Source organism: Burkholderia sp. AU28863 (assembly GCF_002223195.1).
Lineage (GTDB): Bacteria > Pseudomonadota > Gammaproteobacteria > Burkholderiales > Burkholderiaceae > Burkholderia > Burkholderia sola.
Genome location: NZ_NKFE01000008.1, coordinates 355,463 through 369,966, shown reverse-complemented (window position 1 = coordinate 369,966; position 14,504 = coordinate 355,463). Strand labels below are relative to the sequence as shown.

Below are 14,504 nucleotides of genomic sequence, written 5' to 3'. Positions count from 1 at the left end.
AATCAGAAGTCATAGGTTCCGGTCAGCATGACCGTCCGCTCCGGACCCATCGGAATCATGGCGGCCGACGTGCTGCTGTAGTAGAGCTTGCGGTTGAACACGTTCTTGATCGAAAGATTCAAGCCGTACCCCTTCTTCCGATAGAACACGCCGAGATCCGTCTCCACCTGACTGGGGATGCGGTACGCCGAGCCCGAGCCGATGTACTGCCCGCTCGCGAAGAAGAGCCCCGCGCCGACTCCGAAACCCTGGAGCTTTTCGGTCTGGAAGTTGTAGGTCGCCCACAGGCTGGCACTGTTCTTGGGCAGGTTCACCGCCAGCTTGGTGTTCGGGGGCTGCACGAAGTCGTTGTACGTATAGCTGCCCACCACATTGACGCCGGGCAGCGGCTGCCCGGTAATCTCCGCTTCGAATCCGCGGCTCACGGCGCCGCCGGCAGGAAGAGAGAAGCCGCGATGGGCCGGGTCGGCAACGTTGTAATTGCTGAACGAGGTCCGGTAAGCCGAGGTCGTGATGGCCAGCTTGTCGTCCAGCAGGTTGAACTTCATGCCCACTTCGACTTGCTGGCTGATTTGCGGGGGGAGCACACCGCCACCGAATTGAAGCGCCGTGCCCGGCTGGAAGCCGCGGTTGTAGCTCGCGTAGGCCGCAACCTCGGAGGTCAGTTCGTAGAGCAGGCCGAGGCTCGGGCTATAGGCGTTCTGATGGCTTCCCGGTGGCGGGGTACCGGCGTAGGTCGCATGTGTCAGATAGGTATCCCGGCGCACGGACGCGAGCGCATGGAAATTCTTATAGGAAAACTGATCTTGTAGATATAAGCCGGTTTGAGTGAAGTAGGTAGTGCCATTCGGCATCACGTTTCCCGTGTCGGAAGACGGAAGAGTAAATGAGCCGAAGACATTCGGAATGGAAATGAATTTCGATGTCGTGGTGTCAAACTGATGCTGGCTGTAGCGAAGAACGTCCCAGCCCGCAATCACCGTATTTTTCGCAGCGCCGATATCGAACTTGGCTCGCAGGTAATTCTGGAAGCTCCAACTGTAGAAATCCGAGACCGAATCGAAGTTGTGGAACAACGTGCCGTTGGTCGCCGAGAGCGGCGTCGCCGTTGTCCAGGCTTGCTGCGTTTGTTGGGTCCGCGTATAGGAACCCTTGCTCACGAAGGTCAGCGCCGTGCCGAGCTTTTGTTCGAGGTGAACGAAAATATTGTCCGTTTGCGCGCCGAAATGGTCGGACGGCGTGCCCAGCGGCCTGTCGATATAGTTTCGATAGATGTCGCCCTTGGCATAGCCGACGGTGAATGGGGGAACCGGCTCGCGATTGACGGTGCGCTCATAGCCCACCGTCAGATCCGTGGTCGAATCCTTCCATTCCAGGGTCGGGGCAAAGTAGAAATTTCTCTCGCCGTCATATCCCATCGAATTCTGGCCGACCCGTTCACCCGAGATGATGAAGCGATACCGAAGCTTCTTGTCGGCGGTGATGGCGCCCGTGCTGTCCAGCGCGATCTGCTCGCTGCCGTAGGAACCGTAGCCCACCTGGATTTCGTGGAATGGATCGGCCTGAGGCGTCTTCTTGACGATATTGATGACACCCCCCGGCGGGCTGTTGCCGTTCACGATCGCCGACGGGCCCTTGACCACTTCGACGCTCGAGATGGCGATCGTCGGCGTGACGTTGGGGGCCGCCCCGACAGTCGCCAATCCGTCCGATGTGAGGTTTTGCGCTACAAACCCGCGAATCGTGTAACTCGGCACACCAAGCGGCCCCGGCCGCGTGACGACACCGGAAGCGTTCCTCAGCACATCGGAGAGCGACTGGGCGGCCTGGCTCTGGATCACCGCCGCGTTGATGACGCTGACCGATTTCGGCGTCTGGCTCAGCGGCACGTCCGAGCGCGCATAGGTAGACGACGATTCCGCGACGAAGCCGGTACCGCCGGAGTCCCGGCTGGCCGCCACGCTGATGAGCGGAAGCGTGGTATCGACAGGCCCCACGGAGGCTGCCGCCGCTGCCGCCGACGCCGCAACGGGCGCAGCCGGCTTCGCAACCGCCTTCTGGATGGTCAGGCCGCCGCTACCCGTCGCGACGAGGTCGAGGCCGGTGCCTCGGAGCGCTTGTCGAATCGCGGCCTCGGCGGTGTAGTTCCCCTCCACGGGCGATGATTTCAGCGATTGCACGAGGCCCGCGTCGTAGCTCAACCTCACGTTGGCCGCCTGCGCGATTTCGACCAGCGTACGGTCCAACGGACCGCTCGCGAGATGCCATGACTGCCGGGCAGTCTGTTGTGCATGCACCGACGCCGCCATGAAAACCTGTGCAACGGCGACCGCGATGGCAACCCCTGATGCCTGGCTCGAGATAGCCCGGCGTGTTCTGATGTTGAGCTTCACGTTTGAACCACTCCCTTGTCGAATGTATTGGCTCTTCGTCCGTTCTGTCAGTATTCCTACGCGTAATCGCGTCATCATCGTGTCGCAAAGTACCGTCATGCTTCCAATCGGGCTTCGGTCGGCCTCTTGCCCGAACGCGTCATCGATGAAACAAGTCTATCGTCCGGGCCTGGAATGTTTTTTTGAAACAATTCGCTTGCGCCGCCCGTTTTGGAATTCCATTCCGCGGTTTCCGCCGCGTCGGTGAAATTCCGTCCTTCTCCGTCCTTGTCGATAAATTGCTCAGCCCGCGCGGTCACAGCATGTAATCGAGCGGTAATACGGTGGTCTGCTTAATGGTCTCCATCGCGAAGCTCGAACTGACGTCGAAGATATCGACCGCCCCAATCAAACGCCTGTATACGCTGTCGTACGCGTCGATATGCGGCACCACCACCTTGAGCATGTAGTCGATGTGCCCGCTCATGCGATGAACCTCCACCACCTCGGGAATCGTCGCCACCACGTCGCAGAAACGCCGCAACCACGCGGCGGTATGTTCCGCGGTCTTGATTTCCACCAGCACGGTCACGCCCACGTTGAGCTTCTTCGCGTCCAGAAGCGCCACGCGACGCGCGATCACGCCGTCCTGCTCGAGCTTCTGAATGCGTCGCCAGCATGGCGTCGTCGAAAGGTTCACGCGGTCGGCGATCTCCGCCACCGAGAGCGTGCTGTCCTGCTGCAGCACGGACAATATGGACTTGTCGATAGCGTCGAACACACTTCCTCCACTCGAGTGCACGGGTTGATGTCGAGCGATTCGATGCGCTCTTATTTACCTTGTGCAACGAGCGGCGAAAAGTGACACCGCAAATCGAAAAAAATTCGGAGGGGGGCTGGAGCGGCAGCCTGCAGTTTCAGGCAGGTGTGGCGACGGCGAGCATCTTGCCGTACAGATTCAGGGAAAACCCGAGGCTTTCGGCCAGTTGCCGGAGTGCGGCCGGCGCGTCGTCGAGCGGAAAGACGCCGCTCACGCGGCGCGACAGCGCGGCCTCCGGGAAACGGATATAGCCGCCGAAGTAACGGCCCAGGGTTTCGATCACGTCCGGCACCGCGCGGTCGAGCACGACCAGCGTGCCGCGTGTCCACGAGAAGATGTCGGCCGACGTTTCGGGCATGCGGGCGATCTGTCCGCCCGACAGCGACCATGCCGATCCATCGGGTACCCGCAAGCGGCGCCCGCGACGCACGGCGAGGACCGCGTCGCCGCCTTGCACGGCCACGACGGTATGCAGGCGCAGAACATCCACGCTCACGCGCGCCCGCTCGGTGCGAACCATGCCGTCGCGGGTGGTCACGACGACAGGCTGATAGCCTGCGCGATTCGGATCGGTTGCAACCTGACCGGCGGCCAGATAGAGGTCGGCTTGCTCACGTGCATGGGTATACACCCGCGTGGCCGCGCCGGCCGTGACCGAAACATTGCCGTCGAACTGAACTCTTTGTGGGACCACATCGCCATTGTGGTAGTCCGCGTCGAGCGAAAACGTCGAAATGAGCTGGCGCGTGCCGATCCCGGCAAGCACGATGCCGCCCAGGCCCGCGCCGGCTTTCAGCCATCGTCTGCGGTGATGCGACGGCTCATCGAGCGCCCGCCGCACCGCCGCACTCGACGTGCCCTGCAACGGACCGAGCCTGCCGAGCCGCTGCTGCAGCCGCGCCCACGCTTCTTCGTGAGCCGGATCCGCGCGCCGCCATGCCAGGAATGCATCGCGCTCGTCCGGCGAAAGCTCGCCGGAGCGCAGCCTCACTTCCCAGTCAATCGCCTCTTGCGCCACTGGATCAAGCGTGGAGTTACCGTTCATGAGCGTCAATCAATCGAGGGCGAACGGCCGTGCCGCACACGCGGCCCGTTGCCGAGCCGCTAATTCCGGAACACGGGTTTCGCGCGGAGCATAACATGCCGCATTCAGCGCGTCGCAACGAACGATGCGGCAAAATACGCATGGATCAGGTGCGTAATCTCTGGCCTCGCGGCGCGGCGGCCTCAACGCACGGTGGCCGCGACCGCCGCTTCCCGTTTCGCGTGCAGGCGCAACGCGGCCCACGCGATCCCGGCCGCAAAGATCGCGACCACGCCGCCGAACGTGCCGATCCACGGCAACCCGAAGTCGCTCGCGATATGGTTGCCGAGCAGCGCGCCGGCGCCGATCCCGACGTTGTACAGCCCGGAGTAGATCGACACGGCCAGGTCGGTCGCCTCCGGCACCAGCTTCAGCACCCACGCCTGCATCGCCAGCCCGAAACAGACGATCGCGCCGCCCCACACCAGCGTATGCACGGACAGCGTGACGATGTTCAGTGCGCTCGGAAACAGGATCAGCAGGCAGCCCGACAGCGCGACGATCGACGCCAGCAGGAAATCGTCGGGCCGGTGCGGATAGACGCGATTGAAGCAGACCGCGGCCGGCAGGCCCGCGACGCCGAACAGGATCAGCACGTACGTGATCCGGCTGTTGCTCGCATGGTTGACGCTCTGCACGAACGGTTCGATATACGTGTACGACGTGAAGTGCGCGGACACGACGAGCACGGTGATCGTGTACAGCGCGACCAGCGCCGGCTTGCGCAGGAACACCCCGATGCTGCTCAGCGACCCGGCGCCCTGGCTCGGCAGCAACGGCAACGTGGCGCGCAGCAACAGCAGCGTGACGCCCGCCGCGCCCGCGATGATCAGGAACGTGACGCGCCAGCCGAACGCCTCGCCGATCACGCGGCCGAGCGGAATCCCGGCCACCATCGCGATCGCGGAGCCCATCGCGATCAGGCTGAGCGCGCGGCTCTTGCGGTCGCTCGGCGCGAGCCGCACCGCGAGCGGGATCGAAATCGACCAGAACACCGCATGCGCGCACGCGATGCCGAGCCGGCCGATCATCAACAGCGTGAAATTCCACGCGACGCCGGTCACGACATGGCTGCCGACGAACACCAGCAGCGCGACGCTCAATAGCTTGCGGCGCTCGACGTGCCGCGTGACGAAGGTCAGCGGCAGCGACACGACCGCGACGGCCCACGCGTAGATCGTCAGCATCAGGCCGACGTCGGTCGGCTGCATGTGAAGGCTGTCGCCGATCGCGCTCAGCAGCGCGACGGGCACGAATTCGGTGGTATTGAAGATGAAGGCGGAAAGCGCGAGGGCCAGAACGCCCGACCACGATTGTTCGGAACTGACGGCGTCGGAGGTTGCCATACGGGGATTCGACGAAGGTTGGGCGCGCGGGCGGCCCGCCCGGCGCATCGGCGCGATTGTACCAGCGCCGTTCGACACGCTGCCGCCAGGCGCGGCGCGTGCGGTGCGGGACATGGCGGTGACACGGCCGCGCGCCGATAATGTGACGAACCGGGTTTTGCCGACGATTTGCCCGAAAACTATCGGGCCAGGAGATTTACATGCGCATTGAAACGTCATTTCTGTTCGATCTCGACGGCACGCTCGTCGACAGCGTCTATCAGCACGTACTCGCGTGGAAGGAAGCGCTCGATGCCGAAGGCATCGAACTGTCGGTGTGGCGCATCCATCGCAAGATCGGGATGAGCGGCGGCCTGTTCCTGAATCAGTTGTTGCGCGAGACGGACGGCGACATCGACGCCGACCGTGTCGAGCGGCTCGCGCGGCTGCACGCGGCCGCGTACCAGCGGCTGCGCGCGCAGGTCCGGCCGCTGCCGGGCGCGCGCGAGTTGCTGGCCGCGCTGTCGAACGCCGGCATTCGCTGGGCGATCGCGACCAGCGGGCGGATGGAAACCGCGGCGATCAATCTCGAGGCGCTCGGCGTCGATCCGGCGAAGAACGTCGTCGTCACGCGCGATCAGGTGAAGTATGCAAAGCCGGACCCCGACCTGTTCCTGACCGCCGCCGCGAAACTGAACGTGCCGATCGAGCATACGGTGGTCGTCGGCGACAGCATCTGGGACATGCTCGCCGCGAGCCGCTGCCGCGCGCTGGGGGTCGGGCTGCTGGCCGGCGGGTACGGCAGCGACGAACTGGAACGCGCGGGCGCGCTGCGCGTGTACGACGATCCGGCGGATCTGCTGTGGCATCTCGACGAGATTGCCGCGCGACCGTAGGCGCCGGGGGGCACGCCTGGCTTCGTCCGGCCGGGCAGCCGCGCGTGATCGTTCGCGGCGCGGCTGCCTGTTTCGATTCATCGAATCGAAACAATCCGGATTGCCATTGACGATCGCGATTTAAAATATTTTTTACCGATGCTTGTTTTCCCGTGTTTTTAAAACAGCCGGGAAGATTCTTGAAAAAACGAATCACCTCTCATATAACAAATACACCTCGCCTCCGGTTCACGATCGCAGTATCCGGATCGTGAAAGTGCGAGTGCCATACGGAGCCGAACCGCCCAGCCGGCGCAACCCCGCGTAGCCAGAAATTCTGTGCATGATATGGGGTCTGCATCGCGATACTGCGTCGCGGCGCCCTTTTCGCCATTTATTCGGGGCCCTATAAATGCGCACGGATCTTTCGCCTTCATAACGCTTCGACAGAAGCATTACATCGATTCATTCAATCGCACGAGCGCACGTATCGGCCGCGGAGCATTTTCGCGCCGGCGTTTCGTGACGGCGTGCGCTGCCGCTCGATCGGCGGGCATTGTTTTGTCCGGCTTGACGGAAATGGACGACGCGAGGATTTCGATGAATCAGATCAGCGAACAGGCAATCGCCGACATGCGCGCGCCGCATCTGGAACCCACCCTGCCTATCCGCGTGCTGCATGGCGAGACGGTGAGCGACTACGAGCAAAAAGTGCAGGCGACCTACGCCGGCAGTCCGGACGACTGGCGCAAGGCGATCGGCGAGTACCTGTTGTTCCAGTTCGGCGTCTACGACGATCCGCGCTCCACGCCGCCGATCTCGCTCGATGAATCGGGCATTCGCTACTTCGAACGTCAGCTTCGCCTCGCGGGCTTCGACGACCCCGTTCCCGCACGCGTCGAGCGCATTCTCGACATCGGCTGCGGCTGGGGCTACATCCTCAAGTATCTGGCGGGCCGCTTCCCCGGTTGCATGCGCCTAGACGGTATCAACGTCAGTCGCGAGCAACTCGAGTACTGCGCACGCTTTCATGCACGGCACGGGCTCGCTGGACGCATCAACCTCTATCAGTGCAACGCGCAGGACGTCGACCGACTGCCCGATCCCGCGGCGCCGTACGATCTCGTGATCATTCGCGGCGTGATCTCGCATTTCCCGAACGCGCTGTACGAAAAGGCCATGCGCGCACTGCATGCGCGCGTGCGCAGCGGCGGCTCGGTGATCATCTCCGATAACCTGTACAACGTCGCACTGAGCGAATACGAGTCCGACACGCCGGACGAGATCGACCGGATCGCGTGCAAGCACCGGAAGACGCCCGACTATTTCAGACAGGTGCTGATCGACGCCGGGTTCGCGATCCGCGACATGCGCGTGCTGCCGTCGAACATCGACGTTGCGCGCTGGCTGATGGACGCCAAGGCCAACATCGACCGCCATTTTCCGCACCGCGCGCCGGACACGCTGGAGGAATTGCGCGTGCTCGCCGAAAACTGGTCCGTCGCGCTGATCAAGAACAAGGTGTCGACCTACAGCATCGTCGCGGTCAAACCGGACGCGTAACCCGGAGATCCGCATGCAAGCATCCGGAACGCCACACGCCGCCAGCGCTGCGCCGAGCGCGACGCAAACGCTGGTGCTGCCGCTGCCGCGTCTGTCGCTGCCCGTCGCGCGGCACCCGCAGTACGAAGCGATCGAGCAGCAACTCGCGATCGACGACTATCCATACATCCTGCGGCACTATCGCAGCGACGCGGCGGCGCGCCGTTTTCTCGCGCAGCGCATTCCCGCGTATGGCAGCCTGTGCTATCCGAATGCGCGGCCCGATCGCGCGTACACGATCCATCGCATGATGAACGTCACGACGCTGATGGACGACGCCTTCACGCATCTGGCGCGCACCGGTAACCAGGCGGGGCTCGACGCGTTGCGCGATCATTTCCTTGCGGCCGTCGACGGCACGCCGCCGCCGGCCGATGTGCCCGACGCTCGACTGCTGCACGACACGCTGCGCGCGATGCACGCCCGGTGCGACGCGCGCCCGGCCTTTTGGCAGCGGTTCGTCGAATGCGTCCGCGCGCAGATCCGCACGCAGGCCGATCCGACGGCGACCGACGCATCGCGCCTGTCGCTCGCCGACTATCTGGCGTTTCGCCGGGTCGAGGGCTTCGGCCACTGGATCACGCTGCTCACCGAATACGCGCTCGACGTCGACATGGGGCAGCGCCTCGCGCAACACGCGGCCCTGGCCGACGCGCGGGACAGGACGATCGATTCGGTGATCCTCGTCAACGACCTGTTTTCGTTTCGCAAGGAACGCTCCGCGCACGAGCGATTCAATGCCGTCTGGATCCTGATGCGCGTCGAGCAGTTGAACGTCCAGGCGGCGCTCGACCGGCTGGCAGCGCTCTGCACGTCGAACGAGCGCCGCCTGATCGACGCGCGCGAAGCGGTCGCGACCGGCGTGCTGGCGGACGACCCCGACACGCAGGCCTACGTGACGGAACTGGGCTACATGAGTGCGGGCAACGCGGAATTTCACGCGTTCAGCACCCGCTACCACGGCGACGATCTCGGCGGCGGCCGCTTCGCCGGCGGCGAAATCGCGATGACGGCGCTGCCGACACTCGAGGAAATCGCGGCGGCCGACCGGCAGGCTTCGCACCGGTGACTGGAGACGCGCATGCACGCATCGATCCCTGTTGTGCCCGAACCCGCCGCCGCTTCGCGACATCGCTATCCGGACGGCTGGTTCGCGCTGGCCTACAGCCGCGACGTCAAACGCGGCGCACTGGTCGTCACGCGCTTCATGGGCGAGGACGTCGTGCTCTATCGGACGGCATCCGGCCTGATTCGCGCGATCGCGCCACATTGTCCGCACCTCGGCGCGCATCTCGGGCATGGCGGCGTCGTGCGCGGCGAGGAGATCGTGTGCCCGTTCCATCACCTCGCATTCGCGCCGGACGGCACCTGCGTGCGCGCCGGGCGGGACGGCAAGCCGCCCGCCGCCAGGCTGCGGCAGCGCCACGTGCGCGAATGGAACGGGCTCGTGCTCGCGTGGCACGACCGTGCGGGCGCGCCGCCATCGTGGTCGCTGCCCGAACTCGACCTCGACGGCTATTCGCGGCCGCGCGGCGCATGCCACACGTTGAACGGCAGCCTGCAGAATCCGGCCGAGAACGGCGTCGACGTCAACCATTTCAGCCCGGTGCACGGGTGGTCGAATCCGGTGCTCGAGCCGCCGCAAGCCGATGGCCACCGGATGACGATGCGCTCGACGCTCGTGCTGCTCGGCCAACGGCTGCTGCTGGACATCACGATGCACGGCCTGGGCTGCATGGCCGCGCGCATGGAACTGCCGGACCTCGGGCTACACGCGCGGGTCGTGCTGTTCCCGACGCAGATCGAACCCGACCGCTGGACCTGTCGCGAATTCGTCGCGCTGCGCGTCGAACGCGTGTCGGCGTGGCCGTCGCCGCTGCGCCGGGCCGTGCACGAGATACTCGTGAGCGCCGCGTACCGATTGTGGTTCGTGCCGCAATTCAAACGCGACCTGCTCATCTGGGATCACCGCGACTACGACGCGCGCCCGACGCTGATGGCGGGCGAGATGCCGATCATGACGTTCCGGCGCTGGGCCGCGCAGTTCTATCCGGCGGCCGGCGGCAACGGAACCGACGGACAAGGCGACGTCGTGCCCGCAGCCCCGGCGCACGCCGATCGGGAGTTCGCGCGATGAGTGCCATGCCGATGCAGGTGCGCGCGATGCATGCAACCGGCCCGGTCGACGAAACCGCGCCGCTGCCCTATCCGGACGGATGGTTCGCGCTGTGTTTCAGCCGCGAGCTGAAGCCCGGCGCCGTGCTCACGACGCCATTCATGGGACGCGATGTCGTGCTGTACCGGACGGCATCCGGCGTCGCGTGCGCGGCCGACGCGTATTGCCCGCACCAGGGCGCGCATCTGGGCCACGGCGGCACGGTCGACGGCGAGCAGATCGTCTGTCCGTTCCATCACTACGCGTATGGCCCCGACGGCCGGCGCACCGGCACCGGTTGCACGAAAGGCGGCCAGGCGCTGACGCTTCGCACCCGGCATGTGCGCGAGTGGAACGGCTTCGTGTTCGTGTGGCAGAACGCCGATGGCCTCGCGCCGACGTGGGAACTGCCGGAAGTCGACATGACCGGCTTCTCGGCGCCCGTCGGTCAGGCTTTCACGCTGCGCGGCGTGATGCAGAACCTGCCGGAAAACGGCTACGATCTCGAGCATTTCGGCGCGCTGCACCGCTGGAAGGACATGAAGCCGCATGTGCCCGTGATCGACGGCCCGCGCATTTCGATGCAGGTGGACATGGCATGGAAGAACATCAAATGGAGCACGCTGATCGGCGTTCATGGCCTCGGCTGCGTGTCGTCCGACCATGAAATGAAGGCGATCGGCCTCGAAGCGAAGATCTTCGCGTGCGGCGTACAGATCGCGCCGCTGCGCTGGACCTTCCGGGACGGCATCTCGTTCCGCTTTTCGTGGCTGTCGCGATGGCCGGCTCCGTTGCAGCGGATCGTCTACGCCGCGCTCGGCCGGTTGCTGCACCGACTGTGGCTGGTGCCGGTGTTCAAGGAAGACATCATGGTGTGGAGCAATCGCGACTACACGGGCTACGGTACGCCGGTCGCAGGCGACGGGCCGTATCCGGTGTTTCAGCGATGGGCGCGGCAGTTCTATCCGGGCGAGGGTCGGCCGGCGGCGCAGCGGTGCGACACGCGTGTGGACGTATTCGCCGAGAAATAGTGGAAGCCGGCGGTTGCGTCACTGACGAACTGGAACGCTCCAGCGCACTCCGCATGTACGACGCTCTGACTCCGCGGCATCTGGCACTTCGCACACCTCCAGATAGCGCAACCGGCGTGCAGGCGTCAAGAATGACCCGCCATATCCGTAAAAAATCGACATCGGGCCTCGCGGCCGGCGCAAAGAGCGGGACGCGTACAACGCCAGAATCGACGCTGGCTGCGACCCGCGCCTGTACGTTTTCCCGTGTTTTCAAGTCACCAACGAATAACGCTCGCGCGTGAATATCTTTTGACCAGTAAATTTCTTGAATTCGATAACCTTAATTTTAAATTATCGAACAGACACGACCCCTTAATTATTAAACTCAATTACAAGAACATTCCCCAGACACCTGTGGCCACACTTCTGCATCCGCGTAGACTAAACCGGTTTCGATGAACGAATACCTGCACCTATCTGCAAGTGAAATTGGAACTCGACAGGCTGTAGCAGAAGGCGGAAGCGCCAAGGCAGCAGGAATGTGCGGCCGTCGTGGCCGATATCGAGGCCGTATGGAGCGGGACACGCCACTTGGCTTGATTTGCTCTTCGCCTCGGGCGGAAGCCGTGTCCGTGTCTTTTCGACCGTCGAGTACGCAGGCTGATGTAACAGTTGTTTTCATTGTTGCCGCTCTATTTTTTGAATATTTATTAATTTTGCACCATCCTATTTCAAAAATTACTATCAAAAACCCTATGCAGGAAATCAAAAAAGTTCCGTATTATGTAATAAAAACATCATCGATTCCATTCTCAATGCCAAAGTGGAAGGAATATGCTGGCACCAACGGATGTGTTCCCTTGAATACCCCGTACGGGATTTGCATGGACAAGCTTGCTCCGGGCGAAGCCAAACCCTTCAAGCCTCCTGAGCCCGAACCAGCAAAGCCTGGGACGATGAAAGCGCCAGCGCCGGCAAAGCCACCTCCACCCAAGCAAGCGTCATCTAGCAAGTCATCCGAACCAGCCGACGCGGAAGATTGCGAGAGTCCACCTCCCTTCGATCTGCTGGATGTTCCGGAGGCTATGGACCGAATGAAATGGCCTGTTGCGGCCAAGCTCGCCAGACGATGGTTCGGGGGCCCCAAGCATGTTTGGGACAACAGCTTCAAAACGGACCAGCCGTTTGACAATACCACTGTCACCCTTGATTGGGCCCTCAAGTTCGGGAAGGTCAAAGAGCGATACGAGGAGCTTATCTCGAAAAATATTTACAACGAAAATGCCATGGCAAGGTTGAGAGAACTGCTACGGCATGTGGTGAAAGAAAAGTTCGCATCTTCGGTAGCCTTCGATTTTAAGACGGTCGGCGACAAAGGCAATCCCGTCGAGTTTTGCAGGAAGTGGCAATTTCAACTCGTCAATGTTTCGAGTTTTGATACGACGGGAGGTCTCCCGTATGCGCCGACAGATTTGACTGCCGCTCTGGCTAACTTCAACATCTATGCCGCCATCGGGCGCGTGGAGTTTTCTGGAGACAGATATTACAAATACGACAATCATAACCAGACCAAATCCTATTGCACCGACTTGATCGCGTCCATAACACACGTCTACGCCTACATAAAAGACAGTTACTCCTTCAATGACGGGAAGTCCCCATCGAGCAGCCAATATTTGGGGCACTGGAATAAAAATGGCATGATCATCACGAACGGAGGACGAATCAGGGAGCTTCTATATCGAACCGGCGTCAGCTCGAACCTTGGAGACTCTCTCGAAATTGATTCGAGAATTAAATGGAAATATCTGATCGGTGATTTTCTGGATAAACCCATAGATACCCGGAAAGGCCTAGCCAAGAAATTCAGAGCCTGTGATGTACACTATCCTGTTTTCAACAAAACCTACAATGATTGGAGAATCAAGCATAATCGCGGAGAGGATTTCGTGATATATTCTCAATTTCGATATCTCAAGTTGACAAACCCCCAATTAAATTGAGCTTGGGCGAAATATGCAGGCCACCAGAAAAAATCTAATCGCGCTCGCGCTCATTTTGGCGCTGGCGATCCCGTCTATAGCGTTTCGGAAATCATATGGGGGTTGCGAAAACTATACCCAGGCGCTTAACGGGGGAACGAAAGAGTTCGGGGGCGAGAAATACAAAATCGAGCTGTGTGGCGCACGTCGCTCCTTTGGCGACGGCGACGAAATTCGGCTCCGGGTGATAGACCCGGCCGGGGACGTGCTGGCGGAGCGGTATTTTGCGGTGCGCACGATCAACGATGCAGCCCCTCGGGAACTGGAGTACGGCGACGACACTATTTTCTACTACGACCAATCGAAGTCGTCTCCATTGCGGTTCATCGCCATGCCGCCATCCAGGATGGACGGGTGGACGGCGCGAATACCGTTGCTGCAACGGCTTATCGCATCATTTTTATAATTTCGAGAGCAAGCAATCAGACGCCCTGCGTCACACCGTCCGCCTGACCAGCATCGTCCGGATCTCCGAAATCGCCTTCGTCGGATTCAGCCCCTTCGGGCACACGTCCGTGCAGTTCATGATCGTCCGGCAGCGGAACAGCCGGTACGGATCCTCCAGATCGTCGAGCCGTTCGGCCGTCGCCAGATCGCGCGAATCGGCGATGAAGCGGTACGCCTGCAGCAGCCCCGCCGGCCCGACGAACTTGTCCGGATTCCACCAGTAGCTCGGGCACGACGTCGAACAGCACGCGCACAGAATGCATTCGTACAGCCCATCGAGCTGGTCGCGCTCTTCCGGCGATTGCAGCCGCTCGCGCGCGGGCGGCGTCGTGTCGTTGATCAGGTAGGGCCGGATCGAGTGGTACTGGTTGAAGAAGTCGGTCATGTCGACGATCAGGTCGCGCACCACCGGCAGCCCGGGCAACGGCCGCAGCACGATCTCGCGCGGCAGCGTCTGCATGTTGGTCAGGCACGCGAGGCCGTTCTTGCCGTTGATGTTCATCGCGTCCGACCCGCAGATCCCCTCGCGGCAGGAACGCCGATACGACAGCGTCTCGTCGTCGCGCTTCACGCGGCCGAGCACGTCGAGCAGCATGCGGTCGTCCGGGTTCACGTCGATCTCGTAGCGCTGCATGTAAGGTGCCGTGTCGCGGTCGGGGTCGTAGCGGTAGATATGCAGGGTGCGCGGATCGCTCATCGGTTCCTCCCGGCGCGAGCCGGCATGGGTGGGTTCAAGGGATGCTGCGGGACGCCTGTCGCGGCCAACGGC

12 protein-coding genes are annotated in these 14,504 nt (G+C 62.3%); 7 read left to right on the top strand and 5 right to left on the bottom strand.

Annotated features, from left to right (window positions below; translation table 11 throughout):
- Positions 1–2 precede the first annotated feature (2 nt).
- The 4 genes from CFB81_RS31455 to CFB81_RS31440 form a co-directional block, all read right to left on the bottom strand.
- A complete protein-coding gene (locus tag CFB81_RS31455; protein ID WP_089437748.1) occupies positions 3–2,393 on the bottom strand; it encodes a TonB-dependent receptor in 2,391 nt (796 codons plus the stop codon).
- A 295-nt stretch (positions 2,394–2,688) separates the two neighbouring features.
- Complete coding sequence (locus tag CFB81_RS31450; RefSeq protein ID WP_012336653.1) at positions 2,689–3,153, bottom strand: Lrp/AsnC family transcriptional regulator; 465 nt, start codon at positions 3,151–3,153, stop codon at positions 2,689–2,691.
- 136 nt (positions 3,154–3,289) lie between these two features.
- Positions 3,290–4,237 carry a DUF4880 domain-containing protein gene (locus CFB81_RS31445; RefSeq protein WP_089437747.1) on the bottom strand — a complete coding sequence of 316 codons (948 nt, stop codon included), beginning with the start codon at positions 4,235–4,237 and terminating at the stop codon, positions 3,290–3,292.
- 182 nt (positions 4,238–4,419) lie between these two features.
- Positions 4,420–5,622 (bottom strand): sugar transporter, encoded by a 1,203-nt coding sequence (locus tag CFB81_RS31440; protein WP_089437746.1) that lies wholly within the window; start codon positions 5,620–5,622, stop codon positions 4,420–4,422.
- Between the two features lie 200 nt (positions 5,623–5,822).
- Here CFB81_RS31440 and CFB81_RS31435 point away from each other — a divergent pair, with 200 nt between their 5' ends.
- The 7 genes from CFB81_RS31435 (at position 5,823) to CFB81_RS31405 (ending at position 13,694) form a co-directional block, all read left to right on the top strand.
- Positions 5,823–6,497, top strand: a complete 675-nt coding sequence (locus CFB81_RS31435) for an HAD family hydrolase (protein WP_050013954.1) — start codon at positions 5,823–5,825, stop codon at positions 6,495–6,497.
- Between the two features lie 579 nt (positions 6,498–7,076).
- Positions 7,077–8,039 (top strand): cyclopropane-fatty-acyl-phospholipid synthase family protein, encoded by a 963-nt coding sequence (locus CFB81_RS31430; protein ID WP_089438149.1) that lies wholly within the window; start codon positions 7,077–7,079, stop codon positions 8,037–8,039.
- Between the two features lie 13 nt (positions 8,040–8,052).
- Positions 8,053–9,147: a methyltransferase type 12 gene (locus CFB81_RS31425; protein WP_089437745.1), complete on the top strand. Its 1,095-nt coding sequence runs from the start codon at positions 8,053–8,055 to the stop codon at positions 9,145–9,147.
- A gap of 12 nt (positions 9,148–9,159) precedes the next feature.
- On the top strand, positions 9,160–10,215 hold the full coding sequence (locus tag CFB81_RS31420; protein ID WP_089437744.1) for a Rieske 2Fe-2S domain-containing protein: 1,056 nt from the start codon (positions 9,160–9,162) through the stop codon (positions 10,213–10,215).
- Entirely contained in the window at positions 10,212–11,264 is a 1,053-nt protein-coding gene (locus CFB81_RS31415; RefSeq protein ID WP_089437743.1) for a Rieske (2Fe-2S) protein, read from the top strand. The genes CFB81_RS31420 and CFB81_RS31415 overlap by 4 nt, the downstream gene beginning before the upstream one ends.
- Positions 11,265–11,701: 437 nt before the next feature.
- Positions 11,702–13,249 carry a DUF6402 family protein gene (locus tag CFB81_RS31410; protein WP_256976393.1) on the top strand — a complete coding sequence of 516 codons (1,548 nt, stop codon included), beginning with the start codon at positions 11,702–11,704 and terminating at the stop codon, positions 13,247–13,249.
- A 13-nt stretch (positions 13,250–13,262) separates the two neighbouring features.
- Positions 13,263–13,694, top strand: a complete 432-nt coding sequence (locus CFB81_RS31405; RefSeq protein WP_143328657.1) for a hypothetical protein — start codon at positions 13,263–13,265, stop codon at positions 13,692–13,694.
- 30 nt (positions 13,695–13,724) lie between these two features.
- Here the strand turns inward: CFB81_RS31405 and CFB81_RS31400 are convergent, their stop codons facing one another.
- On the bottom strand, positions 13,725–14,432 hold the full coding sequence (locus CFB81_RS31400) for a succinate dehydrogenase/fumarate reductase iron-sulfur subunit (protein WP_089437741.1): 708 nt from the start codon (positions 14,430–14,432) through the stop codon (positions 13,725–13,727).
- Positions 14,433–14,504 lie beyond the last annotated feature (72 nt).